General features: G+C 69.2%; 19 protein-coding genes. 8 read left to right on the top strand and 11 right to left on the bottom strand.

What is annotated here, in order from left to right; all coding sequences use genetic code 11:
• Positions 1 to 132: 132 nt before the first annotated feature.
• The 3 genes from AAID08_RS19355 to AAID08_RS19365 all read left to right on the top strand — a co-directional run bounded on the left by AAID08_RS19355 (position 133) and on the right by AAID08_RS19365 (position 3,580).
• On the top strand, positions 133 to 1,176 hold the full coding sequence (locus AAID08_RS19355) for an alpha/beta hydrolase (protein ID WP_064524326.1): 1,044 nt from the start codon (positions 133 to 135) through the stop codon (positions 1,174 to 1,176).
• Positions 1,177 to 1,577: 401 nt separating this feature from the next.
• Positions 1,578 to 2,447, top strand: coding sequence for an RNA ligase family protein (locus tag AAID08_RS19360; protein ID WP_372413721.1), 870 nt, complete (start codon positions 1,578 to 1,580; stop codon positions 2,445 to 2,447).
• On the top strand, positions 2,444 to 3,580 hold the full coding sequence (locus tag AAID08_RS19365; RefSeq protein WP_395756802.1) for an AAA family ATPase: 1,137 nt from the start codon (positions 2,444 to 2,446) through the stop codon (positions 3,578 to 3,580). Before AAID08_RS19360 ends, AAID08_RS19365 begins: the two co-directional genes overlap by 4 nt.
• 26 nt (positions 3,581 to 3,606) lie before the next feature.
• Here the strand turns inward: AAID08_RS19365 and AAID08_RS19370 are convergent, their stop codons facing one another.
• A complete protein-coding gene (locus tag AAID08_RS19370; RefSeq protein ID WP_240317294.1) occupies positions 3,607 to 4,359 on the bottom strand; it encodes a GntR family transcriptional regulator in 753 nt (250 codons plus the stop codon).
• A gap of 94 nt (positions 4,360 to 4,453) precedes the next feature.
• Between AAID08_RS19370 and AAID08_RS19375 the strand changes: the two genes are divergently transcribed.
• Genes AAID08_RS19375 through AAID08_RS19385 form a run of 3 tightly spaced genes read left to right on the top strand, consistent with a single transcriptional unit; the run spans position 4,454 to position 8,354 of the window.
• Positions 4,454 to 5,809: an adenylosuccinate lyase family protein gene (locus AAID08_RS19375; RefSeq protein ID WP_336235290.1), complete on the top strand. Its 1,356-nt coding sequence runs from the start codon at positions 4,454 to 4,456 to the stop codon at positions 5,807 to 5,809.
• 49 nt (positions 5,810 to 5,858) lie between these two features.
• Positions 5,859 to 6,839, top strand: a complete 981-nt coding sequence (locus AAID08_RS19380; RefSeq protein ID WP_395756803.1) for a Bug family tripartite tricarboxylate transporter substrate binding protein — start codon at positions 5,859 to 5,861, stop codon at positions 6,837 to 6,839.
• Positions 6,840 to 6,851: 12 nt separating this feature from the next.
• Positions 6,852 to 8,354, top strand: a complete 1,503-nt coding sequence (locus AAID08_RS19385; RefSeq protein WP_395756804.1) for a fumarate hydratase — start codon at positions 6,852 to 6,854, stop codon at positions 8,352 to 8,354.
• A 12-nt stretch (positions 8,355 to 8,366) separates the two neighbouring features.
• Here AAID08_RS19385 and AAID08_RS19390 read toward each other — a convergent pair whose 3' ends face one another.
• The 7 genes from AAID08_RS19390 to AAID08_RS19420 all read right to left on the bottom strand — a co-directional run bounded on the left by AAID08_RS19390 (position 8,367) and on the right by AAID08_RS19420 (position 15,449).
• On the bottom strand, positions 8,367 to 9,215 hold the full coding sequence (locus AAID08_RS19390; protein ID WP_175143223.1) for an IclR family transcriptional regulator: 849 nt from the start codon (positions 9,213 to 9,215) through the stop codon (positions 8,367 to 8,369).
• A 28-nt stretch (positions 9,216 to 9,243) separates the two neighbouring features.
• Positions 9,244 to 10,098, bottom strand: coding sequence for a fumarylacetoacetate hydrolase family protein (locus AAID08_RS19395; protein ID WP_395756805.1), 855 nt, complete (start codon positions 10,096 to 10,098; stop codon positions 9,244 to 9,246).
• Between the two features lie 37 nt (positions 10,099 to 10,135).
• Positions 10,136 to 10,906: an SDR family oxidoreductase gene (locus AAID08_RS19400; protein ID WP_064524321.1), complete on the bottom strand. Its 771-nt coding sequence runs from the start codon at positions 10,904 to 10,906 to the stop codon at positions 10,136 to 10,138.
• A 257-nt stretch (positions 10,907 to 11,163) separates the two neighbouring features.
• Positions 11,164 to 12,762, bottom strand: coding sequence for a GMC family oxidoreductase (locus AAID08_RS19405; protein WP_395756806.1), 1,599 nt, complete (start codon positions 12,760 to 12,762; stop codon positions 11,164 to 11,166).
• 18 nt (positions 12,763 to 12,780) lie between these two features.
• The gene (locus AAID08_RS19410) at positions 12,781 to 13,590 is read right to left on the bottom strand and encodes a shikimate dehydrogenase (RefSeq protein ID WP_116791863.1); all 810 of its coding nucleotides are present in this window, start codon (positions 13,588 to 13,590) and stop codon (positions 12,781 to 12,783) included.
• Positions 13,591 to 13,646: 56 nt separating this feature from the next.
• Positions 13,647 to 14,633 (bottom strand): transketolase family protein, encoded by a 987-nt coding sequence (locus AAID08_RS19415; RefSeq protein ID WP_049073030.1) that lies wholly within the window; start codon positions 14,631 to 14,633, stop codon positions 13,647 to 13,649.
• Complete coding sequence (locus tag AAID08_RS19420; RefSeq protein WP_372413858.1) at positions 14,634 to 15,449, bottom strand: transketolase; 816 nt, start codon at positions 15,447 to 15,449, stop codon at positions 14,634 to 14,636.
• A gap of 177 nt (positions 15,450 to 15,626) precedes the next feature.
• Between AAID08_RS19420 and AAID08_RS19425 the strand changes: the two genes are divergently transcribed.
• Together AAID08_RS19425 and AAID08_RS19430 are read left to right on the top strand one after the other, a co-directional pair.
• Positions 15,627 to 16,331: a GntR family transcriptional regulator gene (locus tag AAID08_RS19425; protein WP_006387160.1), complete on the top strand. Its 705-nt coding sequence runs from the start codon at positions 15,627 to 15,629 to the stop codon at positions 16,329 to 16,331.
• 9 nt (positions 16,332 to 16,340) lie between these two features.
• Positions 16,341 to 17,408 carry a glycerol dehydrogenase gene (locus AAID08_RS19430; protein WP_175166644.1) on the top strand — a complete coding sequence of 356 codons (1,068 nt, stop codon included), beginning with the start codon at positions 16,341 to 16,343 and terminating at the stop codon, positions 17,406 to 17,408.
• A gap of 138 nt (positions 17,409 to 17,546) precedes the next feature.
• Here the strand turns inward: AAID08_RS19430 and AAID08_RS19435 are convergent, their stop codons facing one another.
• From AAID08_RS19435 to AAID08_RS19445, 3 genes are read right to left on the bottom strand one after another with little or no spacing between them, the layout of a single operon-like run.
• The gene (locus AAID08_RS19435; RefSeq protein WP_054417316.1) at positions 17,547 to 18,482 is read right to left on the bottom strand and encodes a 3-keto-5-aminohexanoate cleavage protein; all 936 of its coding nucleotides are present in this window, start codon (positions 18,480 to 18,482) and stop codon (positions 17,547 to 17,549) included.
• Positions 18,475 to 19,437 (bottom strand): 3-hydroxyacyl-CoA dehydrogenase, encoded by a 963-nt coding sequence (locus AAID08_RS19440; protein ID WP_047991388.1) that lies wholly within the window; start codon positions 19,435 to 19,437, stop codon positions 18,475 to 18,477. Before AAID08_RS19440 ends, AAID08_RS19435 begins: the two co-directional genes overlap by 8 nt.
• Positions 19,437 to 20,219 carry an SDR family oxidoreductase gene (locus AAID08_RS19445; protein WP_026383327.1) on the bottom strand — a complete coding sequence of 261 codons (783 nt, stop codon included), beginning with the start codon at positions 20,217 to 20,219 and terminating at the stop codon, positions 19,437 to 19,439. The genes AAID08_RS19440 and AAID08_RS19445 overlap by 1 nt, the downstream gene beginning before the upstream one ends.
• Between the last annotated feature and the right edge of the window lie 21 nt (positions 20,220 to 20,240).

Below are 20,240 nucleotides of genomic sequence, written 5' to 3' on the forward strand. Positions count from 1 at the left end.
GGCGGCGCGGACAAGGAGATTCAAGTCGCAATGTATCCGCCCGCCCGCGCCGTACATTGCGACACCCCCCGCCTCGCCAGGCTGGCTACAACGGCGCCACACCCTGTCACTTCCCTTTCCCGGAGACCCGCCATGCCCGACCCCATCGACACCCGACGCCGCCGCCTGCTCGGCACCACCTCGGCCCTGGCCGGCGCCAGCCTCCTGAACCTGGGCCTGGGCGCCAGCGTGCGCGCCCAGGGCGCCGCGCCAGTCGCCCCTCGCGCCACCGGCACGGCCAGCTTCAGCGCCATCCGCCAGATCCGCGCCGGCGACCTGGACATCGGCTACGTCGACGCCGGCCCGGCCAACGGCCCGGTCGCCATCCTGCTGCACGGCTGGCCCTACGACATCCACAGCTTCATCGACGTGGCACCGCGCCTGACCGCCGCCGGCTACCGCGTCATCGTGCCGTACCTGCGCGGCTACGGCTCGACCCGCTTCCTATCGGCCGATACCGCGCGCAACGGCGAACAGGCGGTGGTGGCGGTCGACATCATCGCCCTGATGGACGCCCTGAAGATCGGCAAGGCCGTCATCGCCGGCTTCGACTGGGGCGCGCGCACCGCCAACATCATGGCCGCGCTCTGGCCCGAACGCTGCCAGGCGCTGGTGTCGGTCAGCGGCTACCTGATCGGCAGCCAGGAAGGCAACCGCAAGCCGCTGCCGCCGCAGGCCGAGTTCCAGTGGTGGTACCAGTTCTACTTCGCCACCGAACGCGGCGCGGCCGGCTACGCCGCCAACGTCGACGCCTTCAACAAACTGATCTGGCAACTGGCCTCGCCGCAATGGCGCTTCGACGACGCCACCTACGCGCGCAGCGCCCGCGCCTTCGCCAACCCCGACCACGTCGCCATCGTCATCCACAACTACCGCTGGCGCCTCGGGCTGGCGCAGGGCGAGGCGCGCTACGACGACCTGGAGCGGCGCCTGGCCGTGGCGCCGAAGATCGCGGTGCCCACCATCACGCTGGAAAGCGACGCCAACGGCGCGCCGCACCCCGCGCCCGCCGCCTATGCCGGCCAGTTCAGCGGCAAGTACCGTCACATCGACGTGACCGGCGGCATCGGCCACAACCTGCCGCAGGAAGCGCCCGAGGCCTTCGCCGACGCGGTGCTGCAGGTGACGCGGCTGTGAATTTCAAAATCACTATCGTGATTTGAATGTGATAGCGCCGTGATACCGCGATACCGCCCGGCGCGCCCCCGTGCCGGACGCAACCCCGCGTGTCCGCCGGACAACAACCGGCGGACGCGGCGTTGACAGCCTCATCATCGTTGCCTTAGGATGCGCCCTTGCTTTTCAACAACCCCTTTTCTTCCGGGTGCCAACGTGTCTGCCATTCGTCAATTCGCCTAAACGCCGACGACTACCTTCCGGTAATCGCGGTCAGCCTGTCCATTCACGCGGCTCGACCTTCCCGGTCTTGAGCGCGACCCGCGGCAGGCGCGGTTCCGGAACGCGCAACACATCCCCCCTCGCTTCCCTTCCCCGCAAGACCGCGTCGTCGGCTTCCCCACTTTTCCTGGAGAAGACCCATGACGCCGGATTTCCGCGCCTGCGCGCAATCCCTTGAACTGTTCCGCTATCCCCGCACCCCGCACCTGGAAGGCTCGCGGCTGCAGGAGGGCGACCACGGCCACGACCACGTGCCTTACCGCGACCTGCGCGGCCTGCGCCTGGTCGTGGAAGAGAAACTCGATGGCGCCAACACCGGCATCAGTTTCAGCCCCGCGGGCGACCTGCTGCTGCAATCGCGCGGCCACTACCTGGTGGGCGGCGGACGCGAACGCCAATTCAACTTCATCAAGGCCTGGGCCCAGGCCCACGCAGGCTGGCTGCTGCAACGGCTGGAAGACCGCTACGTGATGTACGGCGAAACGCTATCGAAAAAGCACTCGGTGTTCTACGACGCGCTGCCGCACCACTTCTTCGAGTTCGACGTGCTCGACCGCCGCACCGGCGCCTTCCTGTCCACCGAGGCGCGGCGCGAACTGCTGGCCGGCGGCCCGGTGCTGTCGGTGCCTGTCCTGTACGACGGCCTGGCGCCCGCGCGCCTGGCCGACCTGAAGGCCCTGCTGCGGCCCTCGCTGGCCAAGACGGCGCGGTGGCGCGACGCGTTCGAGGCCACCGTGCGGCGCGAGGGCCTGGACCTGGCGCTGGCCTGGCGGCAATGCGACAAGTCGGACCTGTCGGAAGGCCTGTACATCAAGGTGGAGGCCGACGGCAGGACGCTGGGCCGATACAAATGGGTGCGCGCCGACTTCATCCAGGCCATCCTGGCCGCCGACAAGCACCATTCCGAGCAGCCCTACGTCCCCAACCAGCTCGCGCCCGGCGTCGACCTGTACGCCCCGCGTCCGCGGGTCGATTGGGACACGCTGCGCGGCGACAAGGAGGCATCATGAACTACGAACAATTGCGGGCCCTGGCGCCCGCCGCCGGCCAGGCGCCGGACTTCGCCGCCTGCCTGGCGGCCTTTCCGGCGCTGGAGCTGGCCAAGACCACGCCGCAGGACCCGCGCTACCACGGCGAGGGCGACGTCTGGACCCACACCCGCATGGTGATCGAGGCCCTGCTGGCGCTGCCCGATTACCAGGCCGCCAGCCGCGCCGACCAGGAGATCGTGTTCCTGGCGGCGCTGCTGCACGACATCGCCAAGCACGCCACCACGGTGATCGACCCGGCCAACGGCGCGATTTCGCAACCCGGCCATTCCGCCCGGGGCGCGATCGACGCGCGCATCGCGCTGTGGGACGCCGGCGTGCCCTTCGCCGTGCGCGAGGCCATCTGCCGCCTGATCGCCGTGCACCAGGTGCCGTTCTTCGCCCTGTCCGGTTCGCGCCGCGGCAAATCGGTGGAATTCATCGTGCGCGAGCTGTCGTGGCAACTGAGCATTCCGCTGCTGGCGATGCTGGCCGAGGCCGACATGCGCGGCCGCATCTGCCGCGACCAGCAGCAGGTGCTGGACAACATCGCGCTGTTCCGCGAGGCCGCGCGCGAGGAAGACTGCTACGGCCAGCCGCGGCGCTTCGCCGACGCGCACACCGCCGTCAGCTACTTTCGCGGCGCCGACGTGCATCCGGACTACGCCCTGTTCCAGGAGCCCGGCTCGCGTGTCATCGTCATGTCGGGCCTGCCAGCCAGCGGCAAGAACAGTTGGGTGGCGGCGCATCACCCCGACCTGCCGGTCGTGTCGTTCGACGACGCGCGCGAGGCGCTCGGCCTGGCGCACGGCAAGAACGAAGGCAAGGTGGCGCACCTGGCGATCGACCGGGCCAAGGCCTTGCTGCGCGCGCGCCGCCCGTTCGTCTGGAACGCCACCAACCTCAGCCAGTTGATGCGCAAGAAAACGCTGGACCTGCTGTACGCCTACCACGCCGAGGTCGAGCTGGTGTACCTGGAGCAGCCGCGCGCCGAACTGCTGCGGCGCAACGCCCGGCGCGACACGTCGCTGCCGAACAAGACCTTGCTGGGCATGCTGCACCGCTGGGACCTGCCGCTGCCGACGGAAGCGCACCGGGTGGTGTACGCGGTGTAGGCGCGGCGGCGCGGGGACCAACCGGCTCAGTGCTCGCGGATCAGCGTCGTCGAAAACTCGTAGCGTCCGGCAGGATGGTACGAGCACGACGCTTCCACGATCTGCCCGGCCTGGTCCTTGTAGTGGCGCAGGATCAGCAAGCCGGGCGACTCCGGCGCCACCTGCAATTCGCCGGCCACCGCCGCCGGCATGGCGCAGGCCGAGATGGTCTGCTCGACCGAGGCGATGCGGCGGCCGTAGTGTTCCTCGATCAGTTCCGACACCAGCCGGTCGGGATGCTGGCGCGCCAGCTTGCGCACGCCCTTGTAGTGGGCGTCCACATACAGCTCGGTCCACACCACCGGCGGCTGCGCCGGCGTGCCTCGGGTCGAGACAAAACGCAGCCAGCGCGTGCCCGGCCCGACGCCCAGGCGCGCGGCCAGTTCCAGGTCGGCCACGATCTCCTGCACCTGCAGGATGGTGCGCGGCGTGCGCGCGGCCAATTGCACCAAGTCTTCCAGCGACCGCAGCGACTGGCTGAAACCGGCCTTGGGCCGGGCCGCCGTGACCACGGTGCCGCTGCCGCGCCGACGCGCGATCAACCCCAGGTCCTGCAACTGGCGCAACGCCGCCCGCAGGGTGTGACGACTGGCGTCGAACTCTTCGGCCAGGGCGTTCTCGGACGGCAGCACGGCCCCCACGGCATACACGCCGCCGGCGATCCGTCGTGCCAGTTCTTCGGAGATGCGGGTGTACAGCGAGATGGACATGGAACCGGGGGTGTTTGCGACAGGCTCCATTCTATCTGCTGCCCGGGCGCGGGTATTCCCCGGCATTGACGCCCGCCGAAGGCCCTGCTTAAATGTACGTACAACTTTTTAAGAGCGTACATTTATGCCAGTCTCGGTTCTCGAATCCACCCTCTTCAAAGATATGTTCGGCACCGCCGCGATGCGGGCCGTGTTCGACGATGCCGCCACCGTGCGACGCTATGTGGAAACCGAAGTCGCGCTGGCGCGGGTGCAGGGCCGGCTGGGCGTGATCCCGGCCGAGGCCGCCCGCGCCATCGAGGCCCGCGCCGACGCCGCCGCCCTCGACATGACGCTGCTGCGCGAGGAAACCGAGATCGTCGGCTATCCGATCCTGCCGCTGGTGCACCAGCTGTCGCGCCAATGCGGTCCGGAAGGCGAATACCTGCATTGGGGCGCGACCACGCAGGACATCATGGACACCGCCACCGTGCTGCAGGTGCGCGAGGCGCTGGAACTGGTGGATGCCGACCTGGCGGCGCTGGACGCCATCCTCGACAACCTGGCGCGCGAATACCGCGACACCCCCATGGCAGGCCGCACCCATTTGCAGCACGCCCTGCCGATCACGTTCGGCTACAAGGCCGCCATCTGGCTGCTGATGCTGCGGCGCCATCGCGAACGCCTGGCGCAGTTGCGGCCGCGGGTGCTGATCGGGCAATTCGGCGGCGCGGCCGGCACGCTGGCCTCGCTCGGCGAGCAGGGCCTGGCGGTGCATGGCGCCCTGATGGACGAACTGGGATTGGGCGCCACGCCGGTGACCTGGCACGTGGCGCGCGACGGCCTGGCGGAAACGGTGCAGTTCCTGGCGCTGGTATGCGGCTCGCTGGGCAAGATCTCGGTCGACATCATGCTGATGATGACCAACGAGCTGGGCGAGGCGTTCGAGCCGTTCGTGAAGGGCCGCGGCGCCTCCAGCACCATGCCGCAGAAGCGCAATCCGATCTCGTGCGAATTGATGTGGGCGGCGTCCAAGACCGTGCGCCAGCACGCCGGGCTGGCGCTGGACGCCATGCTGCAGGACTTCGAGCGCGCCACCGGCCCCTGGCACATCGAATGGTCGGCCGTGCCCGAGGCCTTCGTGCTGACGGCCGGCTCGCTGCGCCAGGCCCGCTTCATGCTCGGCGGACTGGAAGTGGACACCGCCCGCATGGCGCGCAACCTGGATCTGTCCGGCGGCCTGATCGTGGCCGAGGCCGTGATGATGGGCCTGGCGCCGCACATCGGCCGCCAGACCGCGCATGACGTGGTCTACGACGCCTGCCGCGAGGCGGCCACATCGCGCCGCCGGCTGGCTGACGTGCTGCGCGAGGACGCGCGGGTCGCGCAGCGGCTCGGCGCGGACCAGATCGAACGGCTGTGCGATCCGGCCCACTACCTCGGGGCCGCGCCCCGGATGGTGGACCGCATGCGCGCGCATCTCAACCCCGGCGCCGCCTGAACCGCGGCGCCGGCTTTCCCCCGATAAAAAACACCCACGGAGACAAACCATGAAGAACTGGCTGGCGGCGATCACCGCCACGGCGGCGTTCGCCCTGACCCCGGGCGCGCACGCGCAGGACACCTACCCCAACCGCGCCATCACCTGGATCGTGCCGTTCGCGGCCGGCGGCCCCACCGACGCGATGGCGCGCAACATCGCCAACCGCGTCGCGCAGGAACTCAAGCAGACCATCCTGATCGAGAACGTGGGCGGCGCGGGCGGCACCATCGGCGCGGCCAAGGCGGCCAAGTCGACGCCCGACGGCTACACCTTCCTGGTGGGCCACATCGGCTACATGGCGGCCGCGCCGTCGCTGTACCAACGGCTGCCATACGACCCGACCAGGGACTTCCAGGCGGTGTTCCGCTTCCCCGACACGCCGCTGGTGCTGCTGGTGGGCGAAAGCTCGCCCTACAAGTCGGTGACCGAACTGATCGCCTTCGGCAAGCAGCATCCGGGCAAGCTCAACTTCAGCAATGCCGGGGTCGGCTCGACCTCGCACCTGGTGGCCGCCATGTTCGCCAGCCAGGCCGGCATGGACATCACGCCCATCGCCTACAAGGGCGCCGGCCCGGCGCTGAACGACCTGATGGGCAACCAGGTCGACGCCATGTTCGACCAGACCAACACCGCCCTGCCGCAGACCCGCGGCGGCAAGGTGCGCGCGCTGGGGCTGACCTCCGCCACCGCCATGGCGCAGTTCCCCAACGTGGCGCCGATGAGCGCGCAAGCCCTGCCGGGCTTCCAGGTGTCCACGTGGTACGGCCTATATGCCCCAAAGGGCACGCCGGACGCGGTGGTGCAGACGATGTACGGCGCCTGGCAGAAGGCGCTGGCCGACAGTGACTTCACCGGCAAGATGGTGGAACAGGGCATCCAGTTGCTGCCGGAGGGCCAGTACGCGCCCGCCGCCTTCCAGCAATTCACCGCCGACGAAGGCAAGCGCTGGGCCGGCGTCATCAAGCAGGCCGGCATCACGCTGCAATAGGCCCGCCACATCATGCGCGTCCTGCTCGCTTCCGATATCGAGACCAGCATCGCCCAGGCCCTGCAGGCGGTCAGCCACACGCATCCGCCCGATTTCGTGCGGGCGCTGAAGGCCGCCCACGACCGCGAAACCGCGCCGGCCGCGCGCCACGCGCTGCTGCAATTGCTGGTCAACAGCAAGATGAGCGCGCGGGCGCGGCGCCCGGTCTGCCAGGACACCGGCGTGGCGCACGTCTATGCCCGGCTCGGCATGGACGCGCGCATCCGCGCCGACGGCCCCGGCCCCACTCCCAGCCTGCAAAGCCTGGCCGACCGGGCCGTGGCGCGCGCCTATGGCTGTGCCGCCAATCCGCTGCGGGCATCGATGGTGCGCGACCCGCTGGGCCTGCGCCGCAACACCCGCGACAACACGCCCGCCGTGCTGCACGTGGAACTGGTGGAAGGCGACGGACTGGAGTTGACCGTAGTCGCCAAGGGCGGCGGCGGCGACGTCAAGGCGCGCTATGCCATGCTCAATCCCAGCGACTCGGTCGCCGACTGGGTGGTGGCGCAACTTCCCGGCATGGGCGCCGGCTGGTGCCCGCCGGGCGTGCTGGGGCTGGGCGTGGGCGGTTCGCCGGAACAGGCCATGGCCCTGGCCAAGCGCGCCCTCTTCACGCCGATCGACATGCCCGAGCTGCTGGCGCGCGGCGCGCAAGACCCGGTCGAGCGCTTGCGGATCGAGGTCCACCAGCGCGTCAACGCGCTGCGCATCGGCGCCCAGGGCCTGGGCGGCGCCACCACCGTGCTCGACGTCAAGGTCGCCACCGCCGCCTCGCACGCGGCGCTGCTGCCGGTGGCGCTGCTGCCCAACTGCGCCGCCACCCGCTTCGTGACGTTCACGATGCCCGACAGCGGGCCGGCGGTACTGCCGCCGCCCGATCCCGCGGCCTGGGACGGCATTCCGGACGCCCTGCCGCACAGCGCCGGCCGCCGGGTCGACCTGGACTCACTGACGCGCGCCGAGGTCGCCTCGTGGCAAGCGGGCGAAACGCTGCTGCTGTCCGGCAGGTTGCTGACTGGCCGCGACGCCGCGCACAAGCGCATGGATGAATTGCTGGCGCGGGGCGAACCGCTACCGGTGCCGCTGCAAGGGCGCGCGCTGTACTACGTCGGCCCGGTCGATCCGGTGGCCGGCGAAGCGGTGGGCCCGGCCGGCCCCACCACCGCGGCCCGCATGGACAAGTTCATGCCGCGCCTGCTGGCCGACAGCGGCCTGCTGGTGACCATCGGCAAGGCCGAGCGCGGACCGCTGGCGGTGCAGGCGATCCAGGCCCACGGCGGCGCCTACCTCAGCGCGGTGGGCGGCGCGGCCTACCTGGTGTCGCAGGCCGTGCGCGCGGCGCGCGTGGTGGCCTTCGCCGACCTGGGCATGGAGGCGATCTATGAATTCGAGGTGCGCGACATGCCGGTGACGGTGGCGATTGATGCGCGCGGTCGCCCGGTGCATGCGGTGATCCCGATCCAGGCGGCGTGAGCGCGCCCTCCCCTACGCCTGCTCCGGCAGATAACCGCTATACCCCATCAGCGTCGACAACCGCTGGGCGACGTTGGCGACGATCTCCTGCACCTGGGCGATGCTGGGCGATTCCTTGCGGTCGATGCGCTCGATGTGGGGCACGTTGATGGCGGCGATGACCTGGTTGCCCACGCCCATCACCGGATAGGCGACGTTGGTGATGCCGCGGATCTGGCGGCTGGCCATGCAGGCGCAGCCGTTCTTGCGCACGTCCGCCAGGATCGGGAACAGTTCGCCCGGGTCGGACTCCAGCTCGCCTTCCACCTTGATGTGGGCGGCCAGCATGCGGGTGCGCTCGACCTCGTCGCGGAATGCCAGCAACACGTGGCCCGAGGACGTGTCGGTCAGGCCCATCATCACGCCCACCTTCAGGCCGAACGACCAGCGCTCGGGGCTGTCGACCTGCGCGATCACCACCACCCGGCCGGCCTGGTAGACCGCCAGGTGGCACGACTGGCGCGCGCGGTTGGCCAGTTCGCGCAGCAGCGGCAGCGCCACGCTCACCAGCGATTTCAGCGGCTGCTGGCGGTGCGCCAGCTCGAACATCTTCAGCGTCAGCGTGTAGCGGTCGTTGTCGTCGACCTGCACGAAGCCGCGCCGCTGCAGCGTCACCGCCATGCGGAAGATCTCGCTGACGCTGCGGCCGATCTTCTGCGCCAGCTCGGCCAGCGTGTAGCCGGCCGGGCTGGCGGCCAGCGCCTCCAGGATGTCCAGCCCCTTTTCCAGGGCGGGCGCGGCGTAGCGTTGCGCGCCCGGCGCGTCGGCGGCGTCGGCCTCGATCGGCGTGGAATCGGCGGGGGAAATCTTGGAAGCGGTCATGGCGTCGGCGTTGGAGTGAAACCCGATTTTATTCGGCCCGGCTCCAGGCCCGCAGGGCCTGCCGCTGTTCGCCCAGGCCGGCGATGCCCAGGCGCATCTCGTCGCCCGCCTTCAGGTACACCGGCGGCTTCTGGCCCAGGCCCACGCCCGGCGGCGTGCCGGTGCTGATGATATCGCCCGGCATCAGCGACATGAAGCGGCTGATGTAGCTGACCAGCGTCTTCACGCCGAACACCATGGTGCGGGTGCTGCCGTTCTGGAAGCGGTGGCCGTTCACTTCCAGCCACATGTCCAGGTTCTGCGGATCGGCGATCTCGTCGCGCGTCACCAGCCACGGGCCGACCGGCGCAAAGGTGTCGCAGCCCTTGCCCTTGTCCCACTGGCCGCCGCGCTCGATCTGGTATTCGCGCTCGGACACGTCGTTGACCACGGTGTAGCCGGCCACGTAGTCCATGGCCTCGCTTTCCTCCACGTACGAGGCCTTCTTGCCGATGACCACGCCCAGTTCCACTTCCCAGTCGGTCTTGACCGAGCCGCGCGGGATGATCACCGGGTCGTTCGGGCCGCTCAGCGACGAGCTGGGCTTGAGGAACAGGACCGGCTCGGCCGGCACCGGCAGGCCGGACTCGGCGGCGTGGTCGGCGTAGTTCAGGCCGACGCAGACGATCTTGCCAACGCCGTTGACCGGGCAGCCGTAGCGCACCGCGCCTTCCACGCGCGGCAGGCTGGCGGGGTCGAGCTGGGCCAATCTGGCCAGCATTGCCGGGGCGATGGCGGCGGTGTCGATGTCGGCCACCACGCCCGACAGGTCGCGCAAGGCGCCCTGGGCGTCGATCAGGCCGGGTTTTTCCTGGCCGGGCTGGCCGTAGCGTACGAGTTTCATGCGGAATCCTTGAAAGGGAACAAAGCGGAGCGGCGGCTCAGTTGGACCAGCCGCCGTCGATAACCTGGATGGTACCGGTAGTGAAAGCCGATTCGTCGCTGGCCAGGTAGACCGCCAGCGCGGCCACCTCCTCCACCCGGCCGACGCGGCCGATGGGCTGGCGCGCCACGAAGGCGGCGCGCACCGCGGCTTCGTCGCTGCCCTGCTGGCGCGCCTGCGCGGCGATGCGCTCGCGCAGCGAGGGCGACTCGACCGTGCCGGGGCAGATCGCGTTGCAGCGGATACCGCGCGCCACGAAGTCCGCCGCCACCGCCTTGCTCAGCCCGATCACGGCGGCCTTGGAGGCGCCATAGACGAAGCGGTTGGGCACGCCCTTCACGCTGGAGGCGGCCGAGGCCATGTTGATGATCGAGCCGCCGCGTTCCAGCATCAGCGGCAGGTAGGCGCGGATGGTGCGGTACATGGCCTTGACGTTCAGGTCCATGCTGAAGTCCCAGTCGGCCTCGTCGCAGTCCAGCACGGTGCCGGCGTGGACGAAGCCGGCGCAATTGAACAGCACGTCGACCGCGCCGGTCTCGCGCGCGCAGTCGGCCACGGCGGCGCCGTCGCGCACGTTCAGCACGCGGGTGCGCAATCGGTCCAGGCCGGCCTCGCGCGCCTCCTTCGCCAGGTCGGCCAGCGCGGCCTCGTTGATATCGGTGGCCCAGACCTGGGCGCCCTCGCGCGCCATGGCCAGGGCGCTGGCGCGGCCGATGCCGTTGCCGGCTGCGGTCACCAATGCGCGCTTGTCTTGCAAACGTAGGGTCATGTCTCGTCTCGTCGGTGGGGAACGTGGCGCGGCGCCGGAGCGGCGTGCATTATCTTGAAATTCAATTTCATTAATGAAATAACATTAGAAGAATTTCAACGCCCCAACAAGACAGGGATTTTAAGTATTTACCCTATATTTCTTCCCACTCCTGAGCTTTCAAACAAATTGCGCGCGGCCAAAATATGGAAAATTAGTTTTATCAATAAAATTCCGCGCTTGCGCATGCCGCCCGATTCACCGGCCGCCACACTGCGTCACGCCGCGGCAACATCCTCCAGGATCATCTCGGCGCCGCGCTCGGCCACCATCATCACCGCCGCCTGGGTGTTGCCCGACACCATCTTCGGCATCACCGAGGCGTCCACCACCCGCAGGCCGTCGATGCCGTTGACCCGCAGGCGCGGATCGGTCACCGCGCCGCCATCCGAGCCCATGCGGCAGGTGCCGATCGGGTGATAGATGGTCTGGCCGTTGCGGCGCGCGAAGTCCAGCCATTGCTCGTCGCTGTCCACGTCTGGCCCCGGACTCATCTCGCGCTCGATATAGCGCTGCAGAGCCGGCTGCTGCACGATGCGCCGCGCCACCCGCATGCCGCCCACCAGGCTGTCGCGATCGATCTGCGCGGACAGGAAGTTGGGCCGGATCGACGGCGCGACCAAGGGATCGGGCGACTTGATGTGAATGGAACCCGTCGACTCCGGCCGCAGTTGCGCCACGCCGATGGTCATGCCCGGCTCGCGGTCAAGGATGCGCTCAGCCGCGTTGGCGTAGCTGGCGTGCACGAAGAAGTACTGCACGTCGGCCGCCGGCAGGTCCGGCGCGCTCTTGACGAAGCCGTGCACCAGGCCCGTGCCCAGCGTCAGGATGCCCTTGCGGCGGGTGTAGTAGCGCGCCACCTGTTGCGCCAGGCGCCAGCCGCGCGACATCTCGTTGAGCGTCACGGTGTTCCGGACCCGCCAGTTCATGCGCGTGGCGAAGTGGTCGATGTAGTTCTCGCCCACCCGCGGCTGCGCGTGCACCAGCGGGATGCCGAAGGATTGCAGCAGCGCGGGATTGCCCACGCCCGACAGTTCCAGCAGTTGCGGCGACTGCACCGCGCCCAGGCACAGCAGCGTCTCGCGCCGCGCCCGCACGGTGAACTCCTGGCCATTCTTGCGGTAGGCCACGCCGACGCAACGCTTGCCTTCGAACAACAGCCGCGTCACGTGCGCGCCGCATTCCACCGTGAGGTTCTTGCGGTTCGCGGCAGGCTTCAGATAACCATCCACCACGCTCCAGCGACGGCCATGGTGCTGCGCCACCTGGTAGTAGCCGACCCCGTCCTGGCGGCCGGCGTTGTAGTCGGGATTGAGCGGCAGGCCGTCCTCCTGCGCCGCGCGCAGGAAGGCGTCGGACAGCGGAAAGCGCTCGGCCACTTCCTCCACGTGCATCGGGCCGTCCTTGCCGCGGGTCTCGCCGCCGGGCTCATAACATTCAATCTTGCGGAACACCCGCTCGGCGGTGCCGCCGCCCCAGCCGGTGGCGCCGGCGGCCTCCCAGCCGTCGTAGTCCTGCGGCCGGCCGCGCACGTAGATCATGCCGTTGATCAGCGTCGAACCGCCCAGGCCCTTGCCGCGCGGCACGGCGATGGTGCGGCCGTAGACGTTGTCCTCCGGCTCTGTGGCGAAGCGCCAGTTGTAGTCCGGGTTCACCAACAGCTTGGAAAAGCCCGCCGGGATCGAGATCCACATGCTGCGCGCCTCGTGCCCGGCTTCCAGCATCAGCACCCGGTGGCGGCCGTCGGCCGTCAGGCGGTTGGCCAGGATGCAGCCGGCGGTGCCGCCGCCCGCGATAATGAAGTCGTAGTCGCCCATCGTCTCGTCCGTCGCGCCTCAGCGTTGCGCGGCCGGCGCCACGCCCATCATTTCCGCCATCAGCTCGATCTGCCCGGCCAGCATCGGCGCGCCGTAGTGCACCTTGCAGCCGCGCGCCCGCGCCGCCACCAGCAGCGGCGTGTCGGCCGGCTGCATGATGACCTCGCACACCAGTTGATCGGGCGTCAGCCGCGCCGCGTCCAGCGGCAGCGCGTCGTCCGGCTTCATGCCGAGCGAGGTGCCATTGACCACCAGCTCATGGCCGGACGGATCGGCCGTGCCGACCGTGATGTCGGCCCCGGGATGCAGCGACAGGATGCGCGCCTTCAGGTCCTCGGCCTTGGCCGGCGTACGGTTGGCAATGGTCAGCCGCGACACGCCCGCCTGCACCAGCGCGAAGCCGATGGCGTTGGCCGCGCCGCCGGCGCCGGCCAGATAGGCGCGCTTGCCCTCGGGCGCCACGCCGTGCGTGCGCAGGCCGCGCACGAAGCCCTCGCCGTCCAGCATGTGCGCCACCAGGCGGCCATCGGCCTCGCGCCGCACCACGTTGGCCGCGCCGATCTTGCGCGCCACCGGCGTGGCCTCGTCGGCCAGGGCCAGGATCGCCGCCTTGTGCGGCATGGTGACGATCAGCCCGCCCAGGTTCTCCAGCCGCCGCAGCCCGGCCACCACCTCGGCCAGGTTGTCGGGCCGCGCATGGAACGGCACGCAGACGCCGTCAAAGCCGATGCGCGCGAAATGCTCGTTCAGGCGCTGCGGGGTTTTGACGTGGTAGATCGGGTCGGCCAGGATGCCGAACAGGCGGGTGTTGCCGCTGATTTCCTTCATTGCTCTGTCTCCTTGTCGGGGCGCCGGCACCCGGCCCCCTTGAATGCTGGCACGCCCTATCGCGCGATGAGTTCGCGCGCCACCGCCTCGATGCCGGCGCCGTCGAGCTGGTAATGCGCGTACAGCGTGGTGGGCGGCGCGATCAGGCTGTACTCGTCGTAGATGCCATGGCGCCGCAGCCGCGTGCCGCTGCCGGCATCAGCCAGCACCTCCGCCACCGCGGAGCCCAGGCCGCCCATCACATTGTGTTCCTCCACCGTCAGCAGCGCGCGCGCCTGGCCGGCCGCCGCCAGCACCGCCTCGCGGTCCAGCGGCTTGATGGTGGGCATGTCGATCACCCCCACCGACAGGCCGTCCTCGCGCATCCGGGCGGCCGCTTCCAGCGCCGCGTGCAGCGTGATGCCGCAGGCGATGATGTTCAGGTCGCTGCCGGTTGAGTGGACGATGGCGCGGCCGAACGCGAACGGCGCGCCGTCCTCGTACACCTGCGGGTCGCGGCCGCGGCCGATGCGGAAATAGATCGGCTCGGGCCAGTCCACCGAGGCCTTGATGGCGGCGGCCAGTTGCGGCCCGTCGGCCGGCGACACCACGGTCAGGCCGGCGATGGCGCGCATGGTGGAGATGTCCTCGGTGGCGTGGTGCGAGGTGCCATAGAAACCCAGGCTGATGCCGGTGTGATGGCCGATCAGCCGCACCGGCAATTTGGTGTAGGCCACGTCCATGCGGATCTGCTCGCAACACAGCAGGCCCAGGAACGAGGCAAAGGTCGCCACGAACGGCATCGCGCCGGTGGTGGCCAACCCGGCCGCCGCCGACACCATGTTCTGCTCGGAAATGCCGAACTGCACGTAGCGCTCGGGATAGGCCGAGGCGAAGCGGTTCAGGCCGTTGGAATACTGCAGGTCGGCCGAGCCGGCCACCACCGGATGCCCGGCCCGCGCCAGGTCGATCAGCGCGTCGGAAAGATACGACAGCCCGGGGTTCACCGCGTTCAGCGCGCGGTACTGCCAGGAATCGGGGGAAAGCGTCTGTGCCTGTGCCATTCAGATCTCGCGGGTCATGATTTCGTCGATGGCGACCTGCGCGTCCTGCGGCGCCAGGTAGCCCAGATGCCAGCCGGGTTCGGTTTCCATATAGGAAACGCCCTTGCCCTTGATGGTTTTGGCGATGACGCAGGCCGGCCGCGCGCGCGCCTCGTCCGCGCGCAGCCGCCGCAGCAACGCGGTCAGCGCCGCCAGGTCATGGCCGTCGACCTCGTGCACCTCCCAGCCAAAAGCCTGCCACTTGTCGCGCAGCGATTCCACGCCGATCACGTCGTCGACCTTGCCGTCGAGCTGGTAGCCGTTGCGGTCGATGATGGCCACCAGGCGCGACAGCTTGTGGTGCGCGGCGAACAACGCGGCCTCCCACACCTGTCCTTCCTGCATCTCGCCATCGCCCAGCATCACGAACACGTTGAAGTCGCGCTGGCTCATGCGGCCGCCCAGCGCCATGCCGGCGCCGTTCGAGAGCGCATGGCCGATGGAGCCGGAACTGAAATCGACGCCTGGCACCTTGGTCATGTCGGGATGGTCGCCCAGCGGGCTGCCCAGGCGGGTGTAGCCGTCCAGCAGTTCATGCGGAATGAAACCGTGGTCGGCCAGCACCGGGAACAGGCCCACGGCCGCGTGGCCCTTGCCCATCAGGAAGCGGTCGCGATCCGGCCAGCCAGGCTCGCCCGGCCGCAGCCGCATCACGTCGTAATACAGGGCGGCAAAGATCTCGGCGCACGAAAAGACCGAGCTGTAATGCCCGACCTTGGCGATCTCGATCAGCCTGATGGTCTCCAACCGGATGTGGCGGGCCTTTTCCCGCAGCATCCGGACCTCGTCTTCGCTTGGGTCTCCCCGGTCCTGGCGCATGGCGTCTCCTTCGCTTATCAGAATATATGATATATAATATACCCATCGCGCTTGAATTGGCCAGGGCGGGATAGAATTCAGCCGGGCGCCGTTTCACGGCCTCCGCCATTCCATCGAACCCAAGCCTCGACCGTCATGCCCAGCCTTAAACCGGTAAAAAAAGAGAACCTTTCCGTCAAGGTCTACAACGAGATCCGTAACGCCCTGATCAACGGGCAGTACGAACCCGGAGAGCGCCTCATCATTGGCGAGCTGGCCCAGGAAATGGGCGTCTCGATCACGCCCGTGCGCGAGGCGATCTTCCGCCTCATCAGCGAACAGGGCCTGGAAATGCAGGCCGCCACCGCGGTCTACGTGCCCTATGTCAACTCGGAAAAGCTGCGCGAGATCCAGCAGATCCGCTTCCACCTGGAAGGCATGGGCGCGGCCGAGGCCGCCAGGAACATCACGCGCAAGCAACTGGACAACCTGATCGCGCTGCAGAAGGACTTCATCTCCTGCACCTCGACCGATCCCAAGCGCGCCAGCTACCTGAACCGCAAGTTCCACTTCGGCATCCTGGAAGCCAGCAACAAGCCCATCCTGCGCAACACCGTGGAATCGTTCTGGGTCATCACCGGCCCGATCCTCAAGGTGTTCCACATCAAGACGGCCGGGCTGGACTACTCCCAGGACGAACACCGCCACGAGGCCGTGCTGGCCGCGCTGGAAGCGCGCGACCCCGAAGCCGCCACCAAGGCGATCCAGGCCGACCTGGTATGGGGCGGCAAGATCATGATCGACTGGCTGGTCGAACGCGAAAAAGAACTCGACTACCGCCCGCCCGGGCCTCGCAAATAGGAAGACTCGATGCTGAAGATTTTCGGCGCTCCCGGCCGCTACATCCAGGGAGCCGGCGCGCTCGACGCGCTGGGCGGATACGCCGCCCTGTTCGGCCGCCGCGCCGCCCTGGTCATCGACCGCTACGTGCAGGGCGTGCTGGGCCCGAGAATCGAGGCATTGTGCGGCGCCCACGGCGTGGCGCTGACGGCCCTGCCGGTCGAGGGCGACATCACGCCCGAATCGATCGCGGCGCTGCGCGCGCAGGCCGCGGGCGCCGGCGTCGACATGGTGATCGCGGTGGGCGGCGGCAAGGCGCTGGACGCCGGCAAGGCGGTGGCCAAGGCCGAGCACTGCCACCTGGTCACGGTGCCCACGGTGGCCTCCAACGACGCCCCCACCAGCAAGAACTACGTGCTGTACGACGCCCATCACAACCTCCTGGCGGTCGAGCACATGCTGTTCAACCCCACCATCGTGCTGGTCGACACCGCCGTCATCGCCACCGCGCCCGCGGCGTTCTTCCGCGCCGGCCTGGGTGACGCCATCTCCAAGAAATTCGAAGCCGAACAATGCGCCCGCAACGGCGGACGCAACATGTACGACGGCGTCCCGCCGCTGACCGCCCAGTTGATCGCCGACGGTTGCCTGCGCACGCTGCTGGCCGACGGCGCCGACGCGCTGGCGGCGGCCGGCAGCGGCCAGCCCACGCCCGCCTTCGAACGGGTGGTGGAAGCCATGATCCTGATGAGCGGCCTGGGCTTCGAGAGCGGCGGCCTGTCGATCGCCCACGCCCTGACGCGCGGGCTGCCGAAGATCGCCGGCCTGGCCAGCGCGCCGCACGGCCTGCAGGTGGCCGTCGGCCTGCTGGTGCAGCTCGACCTGGAGGCGCGCCAGGACGGCATGCTGGCCACGCTGACACAGTGGTACGAACAGGTGGGACTGCCCACCACGCTGGCGGCGCTGGGCGCGGCCGCGCCGTCCGACGCCGAACTGGCGCGCGCGGCCGAGCTGACGCTGGCCGCGCGCCATGCCGCCAATTTCGATCGTCCGCTGGACATCAAGACCCTCGTCGCCGCCTTGCGCCGCCACGCCTGACGCCCCGCCGCTCGCGCTGGCGGCGTCCCGCGGGCGGCGCCCGGGAGCGCCGCGACCCGCATCCGGCGGGCCGCGCGCCGCGCCATCGGCGGGGGCATCAATCCGGCGGCCGCGCGCACGCCCTTGCCCGGCCTGGCGTCAGAAAGCCACGTTGTCGCCGCCCTTCAGGCCCAGCTTGGCGCGGGTATCGGCGGGCGTGGCCACTTCCAGGTTGAGCGCCTCCAGGATGGTGCGGATGCGCTCGACCTGCGAGCGGTTCGACTCGGCCAGTTGGCCCGGCCCGATCCACAGCGAATCCTCCAGCCCCACCCGCACGTTCGAACCCATGGCCGCGCCGATGGTGGCCAGCGGCATCTGGTTGCGGCCGGCGCCCAGGATCGACCATTCGTATTCATTGCCGAACAGGCGGTCGGCGGTGCGCTTCATGTGCATCAGGTCTTCGGGGTGCGGGCCAATGCCGCCCAGGATGCCGAACACAGACTGGATGAACGGCGGCGACTTCACCAGGCCGCGGTCGACGAAATGCGCCAGGTTGTACAGGTGGCTGATGTCGTAGCACTCGAACTCGAAGCGGGTGCCGTTGGCGTTGCCCAGCTCCAGGATCGATTCGATGTCCTGGTAGGTGTTGCGGAAGATCAGCGAACGGCTGTTCTCCAGGTGCTCGCGCTCCCACTCATGCTTGAAGTCCTGGAAGCGGCCCAGCATCGGGAACAGGCCGAAGTTCATCGAGCCCATGTTCAGCGACGCCAGCTCCGGCTTGAAGGTGGTGGCCGGCCGCATGCGTTCCTGCACCGTCATGTGCGGACTGCCGCCGGTGGTGATGTTGATGATGGCGTCGGTCTCGGCCTTGATGCGCTTGAGGAACGGCTCGAACAGCGCCGGGTCCTGCGACGGCTTGCCGGTTTCCGGGTCGCGCGCGTGCAGGTGCAGCACGGCGGCGCCGGCGCGGGCCGCGCCGATGGCGGCCTCGGCGATCTCGTCGGCCGTCACCGGCAGGTGCGGCGACATGCTGGGGGTATGGATGGCGCCCGTCACGGCGCAGGTGATCACGACCTTCTGTTTCGGCTTAGCCATTTTCGTCTCCGTTGTCTTGCTGTTGCTTGTGGCGCATCAGGCGCATCAGTTGTTCGTCGCGCCAGTAGCGGCGCGCCGTCAGGTCTTCGGCGGGCAGCAGGCCGCGCCGCTCGGCCGCCAGGGCCTCGACCAGCGCGCCGTCCCAGGGCACGGGTTCGCGCTGGCTGGCGCCGATGGATTGGTACAGCCCGCCGTAGCGCGCGCAGTAGTCGGCAAGGCCGCCGGGCGCGTTCAGGTCGATGGTCTCGAACGGCCCCATGAACGACCAGCGCAGGCCCAGGCCGTCCTTGACCGTGGTGTCGATGTCCTCGGCGCTGGCGATGCCGGCGGCGGCCAGGCGGAAGGCCTCGTGCAGCAGCGCGCCCTGCAGGCGGTTGAGGATGAAGCCCTCGATCTCGCGCCGCATCGTCACCGGCTTCTGGCCGATGTCCAGCATGATGTCGCGCGCCGCCTGCATGGCGGCCTCGCTGGTCCAGGGCGCCGGGCACAGCTCCACCACCGGGATCAGGTACGGCGGATTGACCGGATGCGCCACCAGGCAGCGCGCCCGGCCGGGCAGGCCTTCGGTGAATTCGCTGGCGGGAATGCTGGACGTGGAACTGCCGATGATGGCGTCGGGATCGGCCGCCGCGTCCAGTCGCGCGAACAGCTCGCGCTTCAGATCCCGCCGCTCGGGCGAGTTCTCCTGGATGTAGCGGGCGCCGGCCAGCGCCTCGGGCAGGCTGGCCGCCACTTCGATGCGGGCGGCGGCCGCCGCCGCGTCGCGCAGCAGGCCGTGCGCCTGCAATGCATCGAGCTGGCGCCGGATCAGCGCGCCGGCCTCGGCCAGCATGGCGGCGTCGACGTCGTACAGCCGCACCTGCCAGCCCTGGCGCGCGAACACGATGGCCCAGGCCTGGCCGATCAGGCCGGTGCCGATGATGGCGGCGCGGCGCCGCCGCGGATCGGCCGCCATCAGTAGAGCTTCTGCGTGAAGCCGTCCACCACGATGGCCTGCCCCGTGACGCTGCGGGCGGCCTCGCTGGCGTTGAACAGCACCATGTTGGCGATGTCGCGCGCCGTGACCATGCGGCCCAGCGCGGCCTGGTTCTCGTAGAGCGCGGCGATTTCCTCGACCGGCTTGTCCAGCGTCCTGGCCTTGGCCTCGATCACGGCGCGGATGCGCGGGCCTTCGACCGCGCCCGGCAGGATGGCGTTGACGCGGATACCGTGGCCGCCCAGCTCGATCGCCAGCGACTTGGTGAAGCCGATCACCGCCCACTTCGAGGCCGAATAGACCGAGCGTCCGGCAAAGCCCAGGTGGCCCGCGGCCGACGACAGGTTGATCATGACGCCGGCGCGCGACTGCTTGAGCAGCGGGATGGCCTGGCGCGCGCACAGGAACTGGCCGGTGATGTTGACCGCCAGGGTGCGGTCCCAGTCGGCCTTGGACAAGGTCTCGACGAAACCCGTGGGGCCGGCCACGCCGGCGTTGTTGACCAGGATGTCCAGGCCGCCCAACTGCTGGCGCACGGCATCGAACAGGGCGGCCACGCTGTCTTCATCCGACACGTCGGCATGCACCGCGCGCACGCCGGGCAATTCGGCCGGCAGCGCGGCCAGCCGCTCGCGGTTGACGTCGCACACCAGCACCGACGCCCCCGCGCGGTGGAACACCTGCGCCATTTCCAGGCCCAGTCCATCGGCGCCGGCGGTGATGAGTACCTTTTTTCCGGCGAAATCCACTTCCTCGAACATGCTCTTTGTCTCCTGGATTCT

The sequence above is a fragment of the Achromobacter sp. EB05 genome, from assembly GCF_044232075.1.
Taxonomy (GTDB): domain Bacteria; phylum Pseudomonadota; class Gammaproteobacteria; order Burkholderiales; family Burkholderiaceae_B; genus Achromobacter; species Achromobacter dolens.